Raw genomic sequence first — 17,908 nt, 5'->3', positions numbered from 1 at the left:
TTGCCGTAAGCTTCCTTCAGATTCCGCCTCGCGGCGGACACCCTTGCTTTTGGCTAACGGTAGGCGTTCGCCAGCCCCCGTTCGGGACTTTCACCCTAGAGATGACGCCCATGCTGGGCGTACACGCGGAAAAGCCCCTTCAACACGAAGGGGCTTTTCGTCATGTCCGCATACGGGATGCGGTACGCGGCATGCGGCGCGCGGTACGCGTTACGCGTTACGCGGGATGCGGTACGCGGTACGCGTTACGCGGCATGCGGTACGCGGGATGCGGCGCGCGACATACGGCACGCGGCGCGCGGTAAGCGCTTGGCGCACGCGTCCCGCATGGCGCGCGGCGTTATAATTGCCCGGCGGCCGGCCGGCGGCTTGAACGCTTACGAGGCTCATCGCGGGCATTGCGGCGACGGGCACCGGCGGCCGAACAATGGACGAGGGCTCCGCCGCCGCCATAGGAACATGGCGGGGCGGAGCCCCTCGCCGGCTGCGGCCCTTCAGCCGCGGGACGAGCGGACGGCGCCGCGCGCGAACCGCTCCGGCGCGAAGCTCGCCGCCGCTTCGGGCTCCGGCGGCCGGCCCTGCAGCAGGCCGCCGATCAGCGCGGCGGTCGCCGGCGCGAGCAGGATGCCGTTGCGGTAATGGCCGGCGGCGATCAGCGCGTCCGGGCTGCCGGGGACGGCACCGATGAGCGGCCGCCCGTCGACCGTGGCCGGCCGCAGCCCCGCCCACGTCATCGCGGGCGCGCGCCCGGCGAGGAACGGGAACACCCGCGGCGTCCAGCGGGTCAGCCGGGCGATGCCGCGCTCCGTGACGGAGGCGTCGTAGCCCGCCGCGTCCTCGGAGGCGCCGCAGACGAGCCGGCCGTCCTGCTTTTGCACCCAGTACGCCTGGCTAGAGAACACCATATGCCGTACGGATTCCGCGGCGGAACCGCCGCCGCCCCATTGCGTGCCCTCAGCCGGGGCGCTCCCGCCCGCGCCGGCCAGCTCGAAGGCGCAGATCTGCCCCCGGATCGGATGCACCGGGATCGGGAAGCCGCACGCTTCGGCGTACGCGTTCGCCCAGGCGCCGGCGCAGACCACGAGCGCGTCGCCGGCGATCCGCCCGTACGCCGCCGTCTCCACGGCGGGCTCGAGGCGGCCGCCGGCGATCCGCGGCGGCGCGATGCGCCCGGCGTGCTCCAAGAGGCGCACGCCGAGCCGGCGGCAGGCCGCCTCGAGCGCGGCGACCAGCTTCGGCGCGTGCACATGCGCCTCGCCGGGGCAATGCAGCGCGCCGACAGCAGCCCCGGTCAGCCGCGGCTCCAGCTCGCGCAGCCGCTCGGGGCCCACGAGCGCCGCTTCGGCCCCGTAGCGGCGCTGCCATGCGAGCCGCGCCTGCAGCGGCTGCAGGTCCGCCTCGTGCAGCGCGACCGTCAGGCTGCCGGAGGCGGTCAGCTCCGCGGACAGGCCGGACACGGCTTCGATCCGGCGCACCCATTCGGGATAGCGGCGCAGGCTGTCCAGGCACAGCCGGAAGAACGCGTCCGGCTGCTCCGGGTTCTCGGTGTACGGCGCCAGCATGCCGGCCGCGGCGCCCGACGCCTGGCCGCCGGCGCGGCCCGGCTCCACGACCGTGACGGCGTCGCCCGCCAGCGCGGCCTCGAACGCGCAGGCGAGGCCGACGATGCCGCCGCCGAGCACGACGACGCGCCGGCTCATCCGCGGTCGTCCCGCGTGCCGGCGGCGGCGTTCGCCGGCAGCGGCGACACGCCCTCCGCCTCGCTGCTGGCCGAGGCGTAGCGGCGCTTCGGGATCCGGCCGGACAGATACGCCAGCCGGCCCGCTTCCACGGCCAGGCGCATGGCCCGCGCCATGCCGACCGGGTCCTGCGCCTTGGCGACCGGCGTATTCGCCAGAATGCCGGCGGCGCCCAGCTCCATCGCCTGCACGACGTCGGCCGCGGCGCCGATGCCGGCGTCCACGATGACCGGCACCCCGGCCTCCTCGATGATCAGGCCGAGGTTGTACGGGTTCAGCAGGCCGAGCCCCGTGCCGATCGGCGCTCCGCCCGGCATGACGGCCGCGGCGCCGGCCTCCTCGAGCCGCTTGCACAGAATCGGATCGTCCGACGTGTACGGCAGTACGACGAAGCCCTCGCGCACGAGCCGCTCCGTCGCCCGCAGCGTCTCGATCGGATCCGGCAGCAGCGTGCGCGGATTGGCGCTGATCTCGACCTTGATCCAGTCGCTGAGCCCCGCCGCGCGCGCCAGCTTGGCGATCCGCACCGCCTCGTCGGCGTTGCCCGCGCCCGACGTATTCGGGAGATAGACGTAGCCGCTCCCGTCCATATGCTGCAGAATCGCGTCGTCCTCCGCGTAATCCAGATTGACGCGGCGCACCGCGAACGTCACGACCTCCGCCGCCGACGCCTCCAGCGCCATGCGGAACACCGCCGGGCTCGGGAACCGCCCCGTGCCGAGGAAGAACCGCGAACGCAGGCTCCGGCCTCCGATCGCGAGCAGATCCTCGTCCCCCGCGCCGTATACCATTCCTTCCGTCTCCGCCATCCGCTTCATCCTCCTCCTACGAAATGCACCAGTTCCACTGCCGCGCCGTCCGCCAGCGCGGCGCTCGCCCACGCTTCGCGGGCGACGATGACGCCGTTCAGCTCGACGACGAGGCTCTTGCCCGCCAGGCCGAGCGCCTCCACGAGCTCCGCGACCGTCCGCGCGGCCGTCTCCTCGCGGCGCCCGTTCACGACGACCGCGATGGATGCCGGAGCGCCGCCCGCCCCGCCCCGCTCGGCCGCGTCGATCCGCGCCCGGAACGCCCGGCAGACGTCCGCGGGACGCGCGTCGCCGACGATCGCGGACACCGCGCAGAGCCGCGTCGCGCCGGCGGCGAGCACCTCGTCCGCGTTCGCGAGCGTAATGCCGCCGATGGCGACCCACGGAATCGACACGTGCGCCGCCGCTTCGCGTACGTACGAGGTCGTGACCGCCGCCCGGCCCGGCTTCGTGCCCGTCGGGAAGACGGGGCCGACGCCGATATAGTCGGCGCCGCCGCGCTCCGCCGCCAGCGCCTGCTCCAGGCTGTGCGTCGAGATGCCGATGATGGCGTCCGGCCCCAGGATCCGCCTCGCCTCCGCGAGCGGCAGGTCGTCCTGCCCGAAATGCGCCCCGTCCGCGCCGGCCTCGAGCGCGACGTCGATATGGTCGTTGACGATGAACGGCACGCCGTACCGGGCCGTCAGCTCGCGCAGCGCCCGGGCGTCCCGCAGCAGCGCCTCCTTCGAGGCGTCCTTCGCCCGCAGCTGCACGATGTCCGCGCCGCCGAGGATCGCCTGCTCCATGACCTCCAGCACGCTTCGCCCGGGATGGTAATTCGCCGCCGTGATGGCGTAGAGCTTGAAATCCCGCCAGTTTCGTTTCTCCATGCTTCTTCTCCTCTCGCTTGTAACGCCCCGTTACCCGGAGGCGCCTCCCGCCGGGCGCCGCCAGGCCGCGGCTTCCGCGGAAACCGCCGTCCGCCTACGAATAGATCGACCCGCCGCCCGAACGGAACGCGCTCGCCTGCTCCTTCATGCCGGCCTCGATCGCCTCGCGCGACTCCAGCCCGTTCGCCTCCGCGTAATCGCGGATGTCCTGCGTGATCCGCATGCTGCAGAACTTCGGCCCGCACATGGAGCAGAAATGCGCCGACTTCGCCGCCTCCGCCGGCAGCGTCTCGTCGTGGTACGCCATCGCCCGCTCGGGGTCGAGCGACAGGTGGAACTGATCCTTCCAGCGGAACTCGAACCGCGCCTTCGACAACGCGTCGTCGCGCAGCCGCGCCCGCGGATGGCCTTTGGCGAGGTCGGCGGCGTGGGCGGCGATCTTGTATGTGATGACGCCGTCCTTCACGTCCTCCCGGTTCGGCAGACCCAGATGCTCCTTCGGGGTCACGTAGCAGAGCATCGCCGTCCCGAACCAGCCGATCATCGCGGCCCCGATCGCCGACGTGATGTGGTCGTAGCCCGGCGCGATGTCCGTCGTCAGCGGCCCGAGCGTATAGAACGGCGCTTCTTGGCACACCTCGAGCTGGCGGTCCATGTTCTCCTTGATCAGGTGCATCGGCACGTGGCCCGGCCCTTCGATCATGACCTGCACGTCGTGCTTCCACGCGATCCGCGTCAGCTCGCCGAGCGTCTCCAGCTCCGCGAACTGCGCCTCGTCGTTGGCGTCGGCGATGGAGCCCGGACGCAGGCCGTCCCCGAGCGAGAACGCCACGTCGTACCGTTTCATAATCTCGCAGATTTCCTCGAAATGCGTGTACAGGAAATTCTCCCGGTGATGCGCCAGGCACCACGCCGCCAGGATCGAGCCGCCGCGCGACACGATGCCCGTGACGCGCTTCGCCGTGAGCGGAATGTAGCGGAGCAGCACGCCCGCGTGAATCGTGAAATAGTCCACGCCCTGCTCCGCCTGCTCGATCAGCGTGTCCCGGAACACCTCCCACGTCAGGTCCTCCGCCTTGCCGTCCACCTTCTCGAGCGCTTGGTAGATCGGCACCGTGCCGACCGGCACCGGCGAATTGCGGACGATCCATTCGCGCGTCGTATGGATGTTTTTGCCGGTAGACAGGTCCATGATCGTGTCGGCGCCCCAGCGCGTCGCCCACGTCATCTTCTCGACCTCTTCCTCGATCGACGACGCGACGGCGGAGTTGCCGATGTTCGCGTTGATCTTCACGTGAAAGGCGCGCCCGATGATCATCGGCTCGCTCTCGGGATGGTTGACGTTGGCGGGAATGATCGCCCGCCCGGCGGCCACCTCGCTGCGCACGAACTCCGGCGTCATGCCCTCGCGGATCGCGATGTATTCCATCTCGGGCGTCACGATGCCGCGCCGCGCGTAATGCAGCTGCGTCACGTTCCGGCCCTCCCGCGCCCGCAGCGGCCGCCGCGTCAAGCCCGGGAACGTCTCCGCGCCCCGAGCCGAAGCGGCCCCCTCGCTGTGAAAGCCGTTATCGAGCGGCGCGACCGTCCGTCCCTCGTACGCCTCCGTATCGCCCCGCTCCGCGATCCAGCCGCCGCGCAGCGCTGGCAACCCCCGTCTAAAGTCCGTCTCGTACGCTTCGTCGGTATAAGGTCCGCTCGTATCGTACACGGCGACCGGCTCATTATCCCGTATATCACCGTTCCTGGCTTCCGTCTGCGTCAGGCCGATCTCGCGCATCGGCACGCGGATGTCGGGACGGCTCCCTTCCACATATACTTTGCGGCTCCCCGGCAGCGGCGTCGTCATAATCGTCATTTCGCATCTCCTCCTCATAGTCGTCCATCTCGGCGGAAACGCACCAGGAGGCCGGGCGAAGGAACGGGAGGCGCGCGCGCGCGAACGGGACCGTGCCGCGCGGCAGCGAGAGCCGCCAAGCGAGACGCTTCGCCGCAACTTGCCTGAGCACGGCTTGCGGCCGACGAATGGCGCAAGCGCAAAAAAACCGCTCCGGCGAAGGAGCGGTTCATGTCGCGGTCGTCTGCCCGCCGCCTGCGGCACGCGCAGACGGCGGACGGAATCGGCTTCGGACGGCAGGGCATGATCGCCTCCCGCGCCGTACGGCCGATTCGAAGTCGCACGTACATTTCCCACTTTCCTACGCTGGCATGACCCAGATCAGGTTCGAAGGGACCAAGGCATCTGCCTTATCTCAGCCCGTGCGGGCGCCCCTAGTGGATTCCTGACAAGACTATACCCCTCGAGGGAAAAGTTGTCAACGCATCGAATGCCGCCAGGAAGAAAAAGGATTGACAATTTCCACTATCTGCCTATATACTAACTATAAAATATTAAGTTCATTACTTTATGTTATTAATTATCCGGAGGTTTTGCCCATGCCCACTTCCAAATGGCTTGTCGACGCGACGCACAGCAGCGTAGATTTTACGATCAAGCACATGATGATCGCGAAAGTGAAAGGCACCTTCCACGAGTTCAGCGCCGAGATCGAAGCGGATCCGGACGATCTGACGACGGCGAATATCCGGTTCGACGTGACGCTCGCCAGCATCGACACGCGCAACGCGGACCGCGACAACCACCTGCGCACGGGCGATTTCTTCGATATCGAACACTATCCCACGATGACGTTCCAGTCGACCTCCATCGCGAAGACGGGCGAGGGCGAATACGACGTGACCGGCAGCCTCACCCTCCGCGGCTTGACCCGTCCGGCCACGTTCAGCGTGACGTACGAGGGCAGCGGCAAGGATCCGTGGGGCAACGAGAAGGTCGGCTTCAGCGCGCAAGGCGCGATCAGCCGCAGCAGCTTCGGCCTGACGTACAACGCGGTCCTCGAAACCGGCGGCGTGCTGATCGGCGACGAAGTGAAGGTCGCCATCGAGCTCGAAGCCGCCAAGGCGGGCTGATATTGCGTGTTGTCCTTGCCGCCCGCGCAGAGCAAGGACGTCCCGTCCGAATTAGCAGATACACAAACAGCGGCCGCCCCGCAGGTAACGGGGCGGCCGCTGTTTGTGTGCGGTCCTTCTCTATGCGCGAATCCGAGAACAACTATCCTTGCAATCCTTCAGTCGCGCCGGGGGAGCGGTCGGTCTGCGCATGCACCTCGGCCGTCAGCTTGCGCAGCTGCTCGCGCAGCGCGACGATGCCGTCCGGGGTCAGGCTCGTCTGGCAGAAGACGCGCTCCGGGATGTCCGTCGCCCGCTCCTTGAGCGCCCGTCCGTCCGCGGTCAGCCGGACGATGACGCTGCGCTCGTCCTGCAGGTCCCGCTCCCGGCGCAGCAGTCCCATCGCCTCGAGCTTCTTGAGCAGCGGCGTCAGCGTTCCGGAATCCAGGTACAGCCGCCGGCCGAGCTCCTTCACGGGCACTTCGTCCTTCTCCCACAGCGCCAGCAGGGTGACGTATTGCGTATACGTCAGGCCGAGCTCGTCGAGGAAGGGACGGTACAGCTTCGTCACCTCGCGCGCGCAGGAATAGAGGGCAAAACAGAGCTGATTGTCCAGCTCGAGCATCGCGCTCTTGTCCATGGTTCGTCTCTCCAATCTATGTCAATGCAATTAAATTGCATACAATTCATATGGTTAGAATATCAGCTGACCCGAGGGCTGTCAACTGATTTCCTTGCCTGCTCCGCGCTGCAGCTTCATGAAGGCCCTGAGCATCGCGATGCGCCAGACGGCGATCATGCCGAACGCCAGCACGAAGAACAAGGCGCCCGTCTGCGGAATCGACACCTTCGACTCCACCGCGTCGTGCGCCAGCAGGCGGACGATAAGCAGGCCGAGCAGGATGAAGATGAACATTTTGGACCGCTTCAGGACGATCTCGCCGCCGACCCGCTCCAGCTTGGACGTGCGGATCAGCGGATAGGCGAACACGGTCGCGCCCGCGGCGAAGGCGATCAGCGCCCACGTCCACGGCACATGCGTCTCGGGCACGATGAACATCAGGAAGCCGGTGGACATGCCGAGCGGCGGGATGATGATTTTCCGCATGTTCGTCGGCCGGTTGCTGGCACGCAGCCGCAGGAACATGACCGCCACGCCGGAGAGCAGCGTCACGACGATCGATGCGGCGTGGCCGAATGAAAACGAATTCGGATGAAAGCTCATCTAGAGCGCACTCCTTTGCGGCAAGCTCCGCGGTCGGTTCGACGGTTCTGGCGAAGCAGCCGTCTCTCCATCTATCCTACCTATTTTGCGCCGTTGTTGCAAACGCCGCCATTCCCGCAGAGACGCCCCGCTTCGGCTCGGACGGGCGCGTCGGCGCGGATATTCGCGGCCGGCTTGCGGACCGGCTTGTCCGCGTCCGCGAGGCGCTATCATCGGTTCAGCCTCCCTCGGGGACGATCGCCTTGACCCGGCCCACGTCGCCGCTCTGCAGGCGGACCTTGATGCCGTGGGGATGATTCGGCGAATTTGTCAAAATATCCTTAACCACGCCGCGGGTCAGGCGCCCGGTCGGCTGGTCCTTCTTCAATACGATATCGACCGTGAGGCCCGGCCGGATGTTCGCGCGCAGTTGTCCGTTTGTGCTCATGCGGGGCAGCGCTCCTTCTCGTCGGTTTTCTGTTCCCCATCATAATCCAGCGGGCAGGCGAAGTAAAGGAACAGGCCCTTCGACATTTTCGTTGACAGTGAGAATGAGAATTACTATCATTATAGGTGAAAAAGCAGACCGGCACAGCGCGCTGGCCGCGGAGAGGCAGGTTCCGGACGCATGAAGAAAATCAAATACTGCTGCCGCAATTTCAAGCACGGCTCCAAGACCGTGTTCAAATCGCTGAAGCAGGAATTTCCCGATTTGAAGCAGAAGAAGAAGGACTGCCTCGGCAACTGCAAGCTGTGCGCCAAGCAGTGCATGGTCCTGATCGGCAAGACCGAGGTGGTCGTCGCCCCATCCGCGGACGCCCTGTATGCGAAGCTGAAGCATCGGATAGGCTAACTATGGCATCGTGTGGTACGATAAGAGAAGAAGCGCCGAATCGACAACATTCGCCGGCCTTCTTCTCTTTTGCGTTTACATACGATCCTAATTGGAAAGCGAGGCGTAGCCGATGATGAACGACACGCTCAGCGAAGCGTTGAACGAACAACTGAACTTCGAGTTTTATTCCGCCCACGTGTATATGGCGATCGCCGCCTATTGTTCCGGGGAGAGCCTGGACGGCTTCGCGAACTTCTTTATCGTGCAGGCCGAGGAAGAACGTTTCCATGCCATGAAAATGTACAAGTACCTCAACGACCGCGGCAAGCGCGTCACGCTGAACGGCATGGACACGCCGAACAACGAGTACAGCTCCATTCTCGAGGCGTTCGAGCACGCCTACCAGCATGAGCTGGAAGTCACCAAGCGCATCTACCACCTGTCCGACCTCGCCCTGAACGACCGCGAGCATGCGACGATTCAGTTCCTGAAATGGTTCATCGACGAGCAGGTCGAGGAGGAAGCGATGTTCGACAGCATCATCAACAAGCTGAAGCGCATCGACAAGGACAGCAACGCCTTCTTCATGCTCGACGCCGAGTTCGCGGCGCGGACCTTCACCCCGCCGGCGAACGCGTAACGCGGCTTGTCCAAGCTGCGAGGCGAGATGGTTCCGGATCTGTCATCCTCAGCAACGAGAAGAGCCCTTTGCTTGCACTTAAGCAGAGGGCTCTTCCCGTTACGAGGAACCGATTCTTCGGACCGGCCCGCAGACGCGGCCTGTACTTCAGCCGTACGAGCGAATACCGATCCCCGTCATCCCTGGATTAACCCGCGGTCAAGGATACCGCTTCGAGGACGACCGGCGTGTCATCGAGCAGGCTGAAGGCCGTGTCGGACGTGAAAACCACGGTACCCGCCGCTCCCGTTCCGGGCGTGACGACGTACGTCGTTCTTTGCTGCAGCACCCCGTTGATGAAGAAGTTATAGTAGCCGCTCGGCGATACGTCCGGAATCGTAGAGGGCGAATCACCGGCGTCGTCGGCGAATTGAGCTCCCGTCACCGTGAAGGTCGTTACGCTCGTAAGCGCCGGCTGTTGGAAGAAAAAGGTTTCCACGCTTGCCTGCACGCTAGGCGTCACGATATTGAATAGCTGGGTTGGCATCGGAAATCACCTCCTCTAACTCTATTAAATGCAGTCGTCTTCCCAACTGGAAGAGCGAATAGCCTGATTCACATGCATCAAATATTCGTCGCCGGCTCCGCTCGGAAGCCTATCGCCTCCAGTATGATCGGCGTCCCCGCCGCGATCGTTTGGCCGGTCGCGTAAATCGTCAGTCCGTCCGGCGCAGCCTCGTACGCCAGTCCTTGCTGGACGACGCCGTTCAGATACAAATTGTAGTAGCCTGACTGGCCGAAATCCGCGAACGACAGCACAGGCTCCCCCGCGTCGTTGACGAAGCCGGCGGCCGGGAACGCCACCGCCTCCGCGAAGCCGATTTCCGCGGGGGCGATGTAGAAATACCGCCGGATGTCGGGAATGACGCGGATGGCCGCAACGCCGCCCGCTCCCGCGACGCCCGGTAGCCCCCGCGCCCCCGGGACCCCTTGAGGTCCCCGGGCGCCTTGGGGCAATGCCGCGGGCCTGCGCGACGTTCGCCTCGCCGGTCTGGCTGGTTTTTTGCTTCCGCATGTCCTGCGCTTCTTTGCGATCTTGCGGCAGCAGGTCCGTTTGCAGCGCTTCGTACGGTCCGGCAGCTTTTTTTTGCGTCTAGGCGCAATGGAGCAGGCCAACTCCGGCACCTCCTCTCATCGATCTCGTCTCCTGCCGGGACGGCACGCGCGTCGCGTCTTCATAGGTTATGTCGATAATCTAGCGGCTGACCTAGATCATTGAACCGATTCGGTGCTAGAATGCCACCCATATTTTAGGGATGGCAAAAACGCCTCCGAACCGGGGCGTTCCCTGGTTTCGAAGGCGTCTCCTCCCGCCGCGGCGGCGGGCTTCCCCTATCCGCGTTCGTCCCGCAACCGTCAGCGGCGGCGCGTCGTCAGAATGGTGAGCGCGAATTTCGGCAGCACCAGCTGGCGGCGCCAGCGCGACGGCTGCTTCAGCAGCCGGTACAGCCATTCGACGTTCAGCTTCTGCCAGATGACGGGCGCGCGCTTCACCTTGCCCGCGATGACGTCGAGGCTGCCGCCCACGCCGAACGCGACCTTCGCGTTCAAGCGGCTCTTATGCTTGTAGATCCATTTCTCGGCATTCGGCGCGCCGAGCGCCACGATCAGCAGATCCGGCCGTTTCCGTCCGATGTCGGCCACGATCTCGTTCTCCTGGTCGCCCTTGAAGAAGCCGTTATGCCGGCCGGCGATCTCCACGCCGGGATACTTCGCCTGGATGATATCGGCGGCCATCGCGTTCGTCTCCTCGTCCGCGCCCAGGACGTAGAGCGAGAATCCCCTCGCCGCCGCGCCCTCCAGCAGCCGAATCAGCATATCGTAGCCCGTCACGCGCTCAGGGATGTGCGTCCCCTGCCATTTCGCCGCAAGCACGACGCCGATGCCGTCCGGCGTGATGAGGTCGGCCTCGTCGACGATCCGCCGCAGCTCCGGCTGCCCCTTCGCCGCCATCACGATCTCGGGATTGGCCGTAATGAGATGGAACGGCTTCGCCTCCGCGCGCGTATCCGCCGCCAGCTTGGCCTGAATCAGCTTCACCGTGTCCGTAAGCGTCATTTTCGAGAAGGGCACGCCTAAAATATTGACGCTGTCCATGCTTCCACACCTTCCTCTTCCTCACTCATGCTGTCCCTTATTGTAGCACAGGGCCCATGCCGGCGAAAGAAAACCGCCCCGCCGGGCTAATCGAACAGCCCGCCGATCCAGCGGAAGAAATCGCCGACGATCGGCACGAGGCCGAAGCCGTGCTCGCCGATCGCGACCAGGCCGTAGACGCGCTCGCCGATCGCCACCGCGCCGATCACGTGCTGGCCGATGGCGACCGCCCCGAGCGCGTTCTCGCCAATCGCGACGGCCCCGAGCGCGGATTGGCCGATCGCCACCGCCCCGAGGGCGAGATCGCCGATCGCCGCCGCGCCGGCGGCGAGGCCGCCCGAGAGCGCGACCGCGCCGAGCCCGAGCATCGCGCCGAGAGCGACAGCGCCGAATCCGACGATGCCGACCGCGACCGCGCCGCCGGCGACGAGGCCGATCGCGATATCGCCGAGCGCCACGAGGCCGAAGGCGACCTTCGGCTTGCCCCGGCCCGCGCTCGTGCGGATGCTGATGACCGGGAACTTGGACGTCGGCCATTGGTAGTCGATCTCGTTCCGCCCGTTCTGGCCCAAATACCGGTTAAACCGAAGCAGCCGGCTCCATTCGAACATGTCGCGCGCTTCCTCCTCTTGGCCCTTTTGGTGATTCAAGCCTTTTTTTCAAGCGTATACTAAAGGCAAGAGCGCAGGCAACCTCGTTCGCCTGCCGCAGCGAAATTTTATGACCGGCGATAGGCCGGCTATAGGAAAGCAGGTGACTGGGATGACGAAACGAATGCGAACGGCGGCGTCCGGCGCGATCGCGCTGACGCTGACGCTGGCGCTGCTTGCGGGCTGCTCCGGCAAGCCGGACAACGTCGCCGAGGCGCCCGGCAAACCGCCGGCGGCCGAGCAAGGGGGCCCGGCCGGCTCCGGCTCCGGCGATAACGGCGGCAACGGCGCAGCGAACGGGCAGGACGCGGGCTCCGTGAGCCCCAACGATATCGGGGACGGCGGGAAGATCGCGCCTTCCCCGCCGTCCGATCCATCCGCCGAGGGCGGCGGTAACGGGACGATCGCGAATGGCGGAACGAACGGAAACGGCGGTTCGACGCCGGGCACGGATCACAACGCGAAGTCCGGGGACGGCACGGCTAAGCCGGAGGGCGAGAAGGCGAAGATCGTCGCGAGCAACGAGGCGTTCCGCGTCTACGGCCCCGCGCCGGACAGCGTCGTCGGCAAGTCGTTCAAGGTGAAGGGGCAGGCGCGCGTCTTCGAGGCGGCCTTCGGCTACTCCTTCGAGGACGGCCACAACGTGCTCGCGGAAGGCCATGCGATGGCGGACGCAGGCGCTCCCGCCTGGGGCGAATTCGAACTCGACATCGCGCTCCAGGAGCCGCCGTCCAGCCCGACGGGCGTGCTGACCCTCTACGAAGCGAGCGCCAAGGACGGCTCGCACGTGCATGAGCTGCACATCGCTTATACGTTCGACAAGGACATTTTGCGGCTTGGGGGCGAATAAGGCGCGGGCGGGAGACGGCGGCTCCGGGCAAATAACCAAACGAAGGCGGCTGCCGGAACGGCAGCCGCCTTCGTCCTATCTATCCCGCCGCGCGCAGACGCCGCCATTAATCGGCGGCATGAAGCGCGTTCAGCGCCTCCGCCCGGTCGGCCAGGAAAAAAAACCGTTTTCCCTGATTGCACTCGTAGATGAAGTCCCGCAAGCTCTTGCTCCCGTAGCCGCCGAAATCGCCGACGATGGCGAGCTTGACGCCGTAGTTCGTGAACTTCTGCAGGATGTCTCCCGCCAGCTTCGTCCGCAGCTCGAAGAACTCCTCCGCGACGTTCGCCTTGTCGAGTAGCAGCTTGTGCGCGTCCCCGTTATAACTCGCATCGGCCATCAGATCGAGCGCCTCTTGCACGCTGCCGATGACGACGCCGTCGCCTTCGATGACCGCCACCCGGGACTCCCCGCGCTGATCGATCGTCATGTTCATGCGCCGCACCGCCTTCCTTGAATTCGATTATGCGCCTGCCCGAGGGCCGGCTGATTCCATCATAGCCCGAAGGCGCGGCGAGCGAAAGCCGCTCCGTATAAAATACGGGACCCTGCCTGCCGGACAGGCTCCGCGCGAAGCGCGGCGTCAATCGCCGAGCAGTCCCGCTTCCTTCAAATTCAAGTAGCTTGCCGTGATCGTCTCGATCGGCGACAGGTTGCGCAGCCGGTCCTGCTCGACGACCATCCAGTTCACGCCGATCTCGCGGGCCTTCAGAATGGACGGCGCGATCCGAACGATGCCCGTGCCGACGGCGGTCCATTGATCCGGCGCTTCGGCTGTCGTGACGTCCTTCACGTGGATGGCGGGGACGCGGCCGGCCATCTTGTGCAGCACCTGAACCGGATCGGCGCCGCCCATCGTGATCCAGGCGATGTCCATTTCGAAGAAGACCGCCTTCGGATCGGTGTATTCGACCAAGATATCCATCGCGTTCACGCCGTTAAACGACGTCCGGAACTCGTGCGCGTGGTTGTGGTAGCAGAGCTTGACGCCCTCCGCCGCCAGCCGGGCGCCCGCCCGGTTATACAGCTCCGCGTCGCGCAGCAGCTGATCCTTGGACTCGCACGTCCCCCACCAGACGGTGACGTGGGACGCCTCGACCGTCGCCGCGCTTGCGACGAGCCGGTCCAGCTCCTCGCGCAGCGACTCCCGGCTCGCGCTGACCGTGACGGCCTGCAGACCTAACGAATGGAAGCGCTTAACATTGCTTGCGGCGTCGCCCTGCAGCAGATAGGGCTCCACGCCCTCGATGCCCTGGTAGCCGATCTCGGCCGCCTTGCTCATCGCACCCCAAAAATCGGCCTTCGTTTCCTCGTGAATGATGCCGATCAGACCCAGCTTCGGATTTCCCATCTTCATGGTCACGCTCCTTGTTCGGCCGCCAGTCCGAAATGGCCGGCGTCCAATAATTGGATAAACGGATTGTCGGTCACGCCCGCGAGCGGCAGCTCTACCCGCGCATGGCGCCGGACCGATTCGTAGAACGCATAGATGATCTCGCTCGCGCGGAGCGCCTTGCGGTACGACAGTTCGGGCTCGCGGCCCGCTTCGAGGCTCGAGACGACGTCGTCGATGACCCCGATCATTTGGGCGGCTTCGTCGGCTTCCGGCACCTCGGGCTTCCATGACGGATCGTCATAGATCCGCGCTTCGGCAACGCGGCCGTCCCAATCCACCTCGACGAAGCCTTCGGTACCGATCAGCCGGACGCCGGTGTGCATGTCCTGGTCCGGACCGCCGGTCTGCAGGGCCGCGCGGACGCCGTTCGCGAAGACGAGCGTGCCGACCGCCATGCTTTCCGCGCGCACACTGAACCAATTGAGCGGGTTCGTGCCGTCCACCGCGCCGAGCACCCATTTGACGCCGGATTCCTCGTTGAAGCTGAGCGCCTGGTCGAATGTGTGCGTTCCGCAATCCAACAGATTCGGCGGCGAATAGAGATCCATCCGCAGCAGCTTGCCGAACCGCCCATCCTTCAGCCACTCCCGGACGAGCCGGTTCCCCGCCGCGAAGCGGCGCTGGTGGCAGAACGTCAGCTGGCAGCCCGACGTCTCGGCGAGCCGCGCCATTTCCAGGCAGTCGCCCCATGTCGGCGCCATCGGCTTCTCGGAATGCACGGCCCGGACGCCCGCCGCCGCGCATGCCCGGAACATCGGCAGATGCTGCGGCGTCCACAGGCACGAGATGACGATGTTTGGCTTCTCCGCGGCCAGCATGGCCTCGTAATCCGTATAGACGGCGGCTTCCCCGAATTCGAACGCCGCCCTGAACGACTCCGCCGCCTCCGGATTCAGATCCGACACGGCGACCACCCGGCAGCGGGCGTCCGCCCGTAGCGCCTCGGCATGGCGCTTCGCCCGGTTGCCGCAGCCGATGAATGCAATGCGATACTTGTCCACGATCAGTGCCTCCTTCGCCCGGATAGCCTTAGCCTACCACAAGCGCGCGCGGAGCGGGGATAGACAATCGTACGAGAATTAGCGGGCGGGCGGACGCGATTTTAGGACCGTTGGAAAGCGGCAAGCGCGGCATCTCCCGGCATTCCCCAATAACCGCCAAAATTAAAGATCTTTCATGCCGGCAGGATGTAAGTTCATGACCGAGAATGTAGTCTAATGACATAAAGGGATGAGAGACCTAGGGAGGGTATCGCGTGAGCTTCAATCGACTACGGACGGCGGCTTTGGCCGTCCTGCTGGCCTTCGGGGCCGCGGCGCCGGCCGGCCCGGCGGCGGTCGCGGACGCCGCGGCGACGCAGAGCGCCGTGGACGCGGACAGGGACGTCACGGCGGTGCCGGCCATGCCGCCCGCGTCGGCGCTGCCCGCCGGCGGCATCGCGGCGAGCGACGTCGCGGCGGTGCATTTTCGCCAGGCCGACCAGCGCTACCTGCCGCTGTTCGGCTCCCGCGCGGCGGATCGTGACGCCATCACCAAGACCGCCGCGGTCGTCAACCGCCTGATCGGCAAGGCGGAGCCAACGAAAGAACGGCTGGAGGGCGACGAGCATTTCTTCGCCGTCGGCGCAGACCTCGACCTGGCCGGGAAGACGGATCTGTCGCTCGAATTCAAGGACCGGCAGCATGTGCTGCTCTACTACGGGCCCGACGTCTATCTGGCGGCGGACGACGCAGCGATGGACGATCTCGCGACGCTGATGGCGCTGCCGCCCCGCACGACGATCAGCACGCTGGAGCCCGTCATCGGCGAAACGCTCACGATCCGAGGCAGCGACGGGTTCGGGCAGTCCGGCATTGTCAACGTGTTCGTCGAGACACCCGGCTCCTCCGGCGGCTATACGACGGCGAAGGGGACGTATTTCCCATCCAAACGGGCGCTGCTCGTCTATTCTGGACCGATGAGCGAGGCCCGCTATGCGCTGACGTTCACGATGCCGGCCTACGGCGAGACGATCGACGGCACCTTCAAGCCGGTTCTGCCGGGCGAATACAGCCTCGATCTCGTCACCGACGCCGGCAATCCGTCGTTCCCCGTGCGCGTCGCCGCCCCCGCCGGCCCCCAGCTCGCGATCAACGGCGTGCCCACCGGGCGGACGGCGCTCGCGCCGGTCGTCTCGGACGGTGCCATGCTGCTGCCGATGCGGGCACTGGCGGAGGCGTTCGGCTGGCGCGTGAAGTGGGACGCGGCGCATAAGGCGGCGATGATCGCCTCGCAGCCGAAGCCGCCGGCGGTCAACCCGAGCGGCGCCGGCGAGCTGTCGATCTGGGTCAACGGCAAGCGGCTGACCGGCGCCGATGCCAAGCCCGCCCTCGTGAAGGGCAGCGTCTACCTGCCGCTGCGCGCGACGGCGGACGCCCTCGGGCTTGGCCTGACCTGGACGCCGGGCGTGAACGGCGCGCTGCTGACCTTCAAGCCGGCGCTGCTCGAGGAAAGCGCGTACGCGGGCGACCCGCGGAAGCTCGCCGCCGCGAAGCTGCTGAACAGCTACGTCGAGGCGCTGAACGCCCGGGACGGCGCGGCGCTCGAGAAGCTGTTCGCGAAGGACGTCCTGCCCGCGCCGGACTTCGCCGCCATTGGGCAGCGGCTCATCACGGGCATCCGCGCCGTGAAGTTCCAGAACCGGCCGAGCGGCGCGCTGCTCGCCGACGTGACGTTCGGCTGCCTGTTCGACCCGCGCGGCGACCGGACCGGCAGCGCCGCCATCGTGCTGATGCAGGAGGACGGCGCGTGGCGCATCACGGACGTGGATTAAGCGCGGTCGGCGGCAGGAGCGCATAGCGAAGAGGCCCGCGGACGCTGTGTCCGCGGGCCTCTTCGCGTTCAGGCAAGGCGCTTATTTCCCGCCCGGTGCCGGCGCGATCTGCCGCCGTGCGCCGAACGGATCGGCCCGCCGGCCGGAACGATTCACGGCTCGCGGCGAATCCAGAACCGCCGCACGACGTTGCCGTGCGCTTCGGTGAACTCGGAATCGAACCGGCCGCCGTTCGCGAGAATCGTGCGCTCGGATCCGACGTTGCCGCGGTCGCAAATGACGAGCACCTCTTCGAGCCCGAGCCGGTCCGTGACTGTCAGCGCCTGGGCGAGCATCGCTTTGGCATAGCCCTTCCGCCGCTGCGACGGCGCAACGCCGTACCCGATGTGCCCGCCGCTCTCCGCCAGCTTGCGGTTCAGCCGATGCCGGATGTTGGCGGCGCCGACGATGCGGCCGTCCCCGTCCTGCAGCCAGTAGGTCGAATGCGGCACCCAGCCTTCCTCCACCCGCGCTTCCTCCGACGCCTCCAGCAGAAACCGGACATACGCCTCGAAATCCGACGGGTCCCGCTCCACGACCCAAGGCACGATATCCTCCCCGCTGTCGATCCATTCCCGGTAAAAGTCCATGTACGCCGCCCGCAGCTCGACCGCCGGCTTCACGAGACGCACGTCTCCTCCGCCGGAAGCCGCCGCCTCGGCGTTCCGAATATCGTCATTGCGCATATCCGATGCTCCTTTCGATTTTGGCCTGACCACCCGAACCCGCGCCCGGCTCGTCCCGGGCGTGAAAAAAGGCAAGGCAGGAGGCCGTACGCCGCTGCCTTGCCTTGTCCTTGCCTCTGCCTACCGCGTACGGCCGCGCTGGGTGCGCCCGCCGGCGCTCGGCTTGCCGCCCGGGCGGCCGCCCGAACGGCCGCCGGAGGCGGGGCGCCCGCCGCCGGGGCTCTTGTCGCCGCCGCCGGGGAACGGCGGCGCGCC

Annotated in this window: 20 protein-coding genes and 1 riboswitch; of the genes, 5 read left to right on the top strand and 15 right to left on the bottom strand. The window is 66.4% G+C overall.

From position 1 onward, the window contains the following. Positions 1 to 494: 494 nt before the first annotated feature. The 4 genes from thiO to thiC form a co-directional block, all read right to left on the bottom strand. The gene (gene thiO, locus ACFPB1_RS26720) at positions 495 to 1,700 is read right to left on the bottom strand and encodes a glycine oxidase ThiO (RefSeq protein ID WP_379229245.1); all 1,206 of its coding nucleotides are present in this window, start codon (positions 1,698 to 1,700) and stop codon (positions 495 to 497) included. Beyond that, positions 1,697 to 2,548, bottom strand: coding sequence for a thiazole synthase (locus ACFPB1_RS26715; RefSeq protein ID WP_379229243.1), 852 nt, complete (start codon positions 2,546 to 2,548; stop codon positions 1,697 to 1,699). Before ACFPB1_RS26715 ends, thiO begins: the two co-directional genes overlap by 4 nt. Before the next feature lie 5 nt (positions 2,549 to 2,553). Continuing rightward, positions 2,554 to 3,417, bottom strand: a complete 864-nt coding sequence (gene thiE, locus ACFPB1_RS26710; RefSeq protein ID WP_379229242.1) for a thiamine phosphate synthase — start codon at positions 3,415 to 3,417, stop codon at positions 2,554 to 2,556. 94 nt (positions 3,418 to 3,511) lie between these two features. Beyond that, entirely contained in the window at positions 3,512 to 5,275 is a 1,764-nt protein-coding gene (gene thiC / locus ACFPB1_RS26705) for a phosphomethylpyrimidine synthase ThiC (RefSeq protein ID WP_379229241.1), read from the bottom strand. Between the two features lie 320 nt (positions 5,276 to 5,595). Further along, positions 5,596 to 5,700: riboswitch (TPP riboswitch) on the bottom strand. 153 nt (positions 5,701 to 5,853) lie between these two features. Here thiC and ACFPB1_RS26700 point away from each other — a divergent pair. After that, entirely contained in the window at positions 5,854 to 6,387 is a 534-nt protein-coding gene (locus ACFPB1_RS26700) for a YceI family protein (protein WP_379229240.1), read from the top strand. A 142-nt stretch (positions 6,388 to 6,529) separates the two neighbouring features. Here ACFPB1_RS26700 and ACFPB1_RS26695 read toward each other — a convergent pair whose 3' ends face one another. The 3 genes from ACFPB1_RS26695 to ACFPB1_RS26685 form a co-directional block, all read right to left on the bottom strand. Further along, a complete protein-coding gene (locus tag ACFPB1_RS26695) occupies positions 6,530 to 7,006 on the bottom strand; it encodes a MarR family winged helix-turn-helix transcriptional regulator (protein ID WP_379229239.1) in 477 nt (158 codons plus the stop codon). A gap of 81 nt (positions 7,007 to 7,087) precedes the next feature. After that, a complete protein-coding gene (locus ACFPB1_RS26690; protein ID WP_379229238.1) occupies positions 7,088 to 7,591 on the bottom strand; it encodes a CcdC family protein in 504 nt (167 codons plus the stop codon). Positions 7,592 to 7,808: 217 nt separating this feature from the next. Then, positions 7,809 to 8,018 (bottom strand): YwbE family protein, encoded by a 210-nt coding sequence (locus tag ACFPB1_RS26685; RefSeq protein WP_379229237.1) that lies wholly within the window; start codon positions 8,016 to 8,018, stop codon positions 7,809 to 7,811. A gap of 180 nt (positions 8,019 to 8,198) precedes the next feature. Between ACFPB1_RS26685 and ACFPB1_RS26680 the strand changes: the two genes are divergently transcribed. Further along, positions 8,199 to 8,423, top strand: coding sequence for a DUF1450 domain-containing protein (locus ACFPB1_RS26680; protein ID WP_379229236.1), 225 nt, complete (start codon positions 8,199 to 8,201; stop codon positions 8,421 to 8,423). A gap of 115 nt (positions 8,424 to 8,538) precedes the next feature. Beyond that, a complete protein-coding gene (locus ACFPB1_RS26675) occupies positions 8,539 to 9,045 on the top strand; it encodes a ferritin (RefSeq protein WP_379229246.1) in 507 nt (168 codons plus the stop codon). Between the two features lie 187 nt (positions 9,046 to 9,232). Here ACFPB1_RS26675 and ACFPB1_RS26670 read toward each other — a convergent pair whose 3' ends face one another. The 4 genes from ACFPB1_RS26670 to ACFPB1_RS26655 all read right to left on the bottom strand — a co-directional run bounded on the left by ACFPB1_RS26670 (position 9,233) and on the right by ACFPB1_RS26655 (position 11,792). After that, positions 9,233 to 9,571: a DUF4183 domain-containing protein gene (locus ACFPB1_RS26670; RefSeq protein ID WP_379229235.1), complete on the bottom strand. Its 339-nt coding sequence runs from the start codon at positions 9,569 to 9,571 to the stop codon at positions 9,233 to 9,235. Between the two features lie 77 nt (positions 9,572 to 9,648). Then, complete coding sequence (locus ACFPB1_RS26665; protein ID WP_379229233.1) at positions 9,649 to 10,041, bottom strand: DUF4183 domain-containing protein; 393 nt, start codon at positions 10,039 to 10,041, stop codon at positions 9,649 to 9,651. 399 nt (positions 10,042 to 10,440) lie between these two features. After that, positions 10,441 to 11,181 (bottom strand): WecB/TagA/CpsF family glycosyltransferase, encoded by a 741-nt coding sequence (locus ACFPB1_RS26660; RefSeq protein ID WP_379229231.1) that lies wholly within the window; start codon positions 11,179 to 11,181, stop codon positions 10,441 to 10,443. A gap of 86 nt (positions 11,182 to 11,267) precedes the next feature. Continuing rightward, on the bottom strand, positions 11,268 to 11,792 hold the full coding sequence (locus tag ACFPB1_RS26655) for a hypothetical protein (protein ID WP_379229229.1): 525 nt from the start codon (positions 11,790 to 11,792) through the stop codon (positions 11,268 to 11,270). 151 nt (positions 11,793 to 11,943) lie between these two features. On the opposite strand from ACFPB1_RS26655, the gene ACFPB1_RS26650 reads away from it, so the two are divergent. Then, positions 11,944 to 12,681 (top strand): Gmad2 immunoglobulin-like domain-containing protein, encoded by a 738-nt coding sequence (locus tag ACFPB1_RS26650; RefSeq protein WP_379229228.1) that lies wholly within the window; start codon positions 11,944 to 11,946, stop codon positions 12,679 to 12,681. Between the two features lie 106 nt (positions 12,682 to 12,787). Here the strand turns inward: ACFPB1_RS26650 and ACFPB1_RS26645 are convergent, their stop codons facing one another. From ACFPB1_RS26645 to ACFPB1_RS26635, 3 genes are all read right to left on the bottom strand, one after another. Beyond that, positions 12,788 to 13,156, bottom strand: a complete 369-nt coding sequence (locus ACFPB1_RS26645; protein ID WP_379229227.1) for a DUF4180 domain-containing protein — start codon at positions 13,154 to 13,156, stop codon at positions 12,788 to 12,790. A gap of 147 nt (positions 13,157 to 13,303) precedes the next feature. Next, positions 13,304 to 14,077 (bottom strand): sugar phosphate isomerase/epimerase family protein, encoded by a 774-nt coding sequence (locus tag ACFPB1_RS26640; protein WP_379229226.1) that lies wholly within the window; start codon positions 14,075 to 14,077, stop codon positions 13,304 to 13,306. A gap of 2 nt (positions 14,078 to 14,079) precedes the next feature. Then, positions 14,080 to 15,117, bottom strand: coding sequence for a Gfo/Idh/MocA family protein (locus ACFPB1_RS26635; RefSeq protein WP_379229225.1), 1,038 nt, complete (start codon positions 15,115 to 15,117; stop codon positions 14,080 to 14,082). A gap of 254 nt (positions 15,118 to 15,371) precedes the next feature. On the opposite strand from ACFPB1_RS26635, the gene ACFPB1_RS26630 reads away from it, so the two are divergent. Then, the gene (locus ACFPB1_RS26630; RefSeq protein WP_379229224.1) at positions 15,372 to 16,928 is read left to right on the top strand and encodes a stalk domain-containing protein; all 1,557 of its coding nucleotides are present in this window, start codon (positions 15,372 to 15,374) and stop codon (positions 16,926 to 16,928) included. A gap of 152 nt (positions 16,929 to 17,080) precedes the next feature. On the opposite strand, the gene ACFPB1_RS26625 is transcribed toward ACFPB1_RS26630, so the two are convergent. Then, positions 17,081 to 17,653 (bottom strand): GNAT family N-acetyltransferase, encoded by a 573-nt coding sequence (locus ACFPB1_RS26625; RefSeq protein WP_379229223.1) that lies wholly within the window; start codon positions 17,651 to 17,653, stop codon positions 17,081 to 17,083. Between the last annotated feature and the right edge of the window lie 255 nt (positions 17,654 to 17,908).

It is taken from the genome of Paenibacillus sp. GCM10023250 (assembly GCF_042653205.1).
Lineage (GTDB): Bacteria > Bacillota > Bacilli > Paenibacillales > Paenibacillaceae > Paenibacillus_Z.
This window is presented reverse-complemented; position numbering and strand designations above follow the sequence as displayed.

Bases quoted from the DNA above. Each gene is read 5' to 3' on its own strand.
- thiO (WP_379229245.1), bottom strand. From the start codon at position 1,700: ATGAGCCGGCGCGTCGTCGTGCTCGGCGGCGGCATCGTCGGCCTCGCC.
- ACFPB1_RS26715 (WP_379229243.1), bottom strand. From the start codon at position 2,548: ATGGCGGAGACGGAAGGAATGGTATACGGCGCGGGGGACGAGGATCTG.
- thiE (WP_379229242.1), bottom strand. From the start codon at position 3,417: ATGGAGAAACGAAACTGGCGGGATTTCAAGCTCTACGCCATCACGGCG.
- thiC (WP_379229241.1), bottom strand. From the start codon at position 5,275: ATGACGATTATGACGACGCCGCTGCCGGGGAGCCGCAAAGTATATGTG.
- ACFPB1_RS26700 (WP_379229240.1), top strand. From the start codon at position 5,854: ATGCCCACTTCCAAATGGCTTGTCGACGCGACGCACAGCAGCGTAGAT.
- ACFPB1_RS26695 (WP_379229239.1), bottom strand. From the start codon at position 7,006: ATGGACAAGAGCGCGATGCTCGAGCTGGACAATCAGCTCTGTTTTGCC.
- ACFPB1_RS26690 (WP_379229238.1), bottom strand. From the start codon at position 7,591: ATGAGCTTTCATCCGAATTCGTTTTCATTCGGCCACGCCGCATCGATC.
- ACFPB1_RS26685 (WP_379229237.1), bottom strand. From the start codon at position 8,018: ATGAGCACAAACGGACAACTGCGCGCGAACATCCGGCCGGGCCTCACG.
- ACFPB1_RS26680 (WP_379229236.1), top strand. From the start codon at position 8,199: ATGAAGAAAATCAAATACTGCTGCCGCAATTTCAAGCACGGCTCCAAG.
- ACFPB1_RS26675 (WP_379229246.1), top strand. From the start codon at position 8,539: ATGAACGACACGCTCAGCGAAGCGTTGAACGAACAACTGAACTTCGAG.
- ACFPB1_RS26670 (WP_379229235.1), bottom strand. From the start codon at position 9,571: ATGCCAACCCAGCTATTCAATATCGTGACGCCTAGCGTGCAGGCAAGC.
- ACFPB1_RS26660 (WP_379229231.1), bottom strand. From the start codon at position 11,181: ATGGACAGCGTCAATATTTTAGGCGTGCCCTTCTCGAAAATGACGCTT.
- ACFPB1_RS26655 (WP_379229229.1), bottom strand. From the start codon at position 11,792: ATGTTCGAATGGAGCCGGCTGCTTCGGTTTAACCGGTATTTGGGCCAG.
- ACFPB1_RS26650 (WP_379229228.1), top strand. From the start codon at position 11,944: ATGACGAAACGAATGCGAACGGCGGCGTCCGGCGCGATCGCGCTGACG.
- ACFPB1_RS26645 (WP_379229227.1), bottom strand. From the start codon at position 13,156: ATGAACATGACGATCGATCAGCGCGGGGAGTCCCGGGTGGCGGTCATC.
- ACFPB1_RS26640 (WP_379229226.1), bottom strand. From the start codon at position 14,077: ATGAAGATGGGAAATCCGAAGCTGGGTCTGATCGGCATCATTCACGAG.
- ACFPB1_RS26625 (WP_379229223.1), bottom strand. From the start codon at position 17,653: ATGCGCAATGACGATATTCGGAACGCCGAGGCGGCGGCTTCCGGCGGA.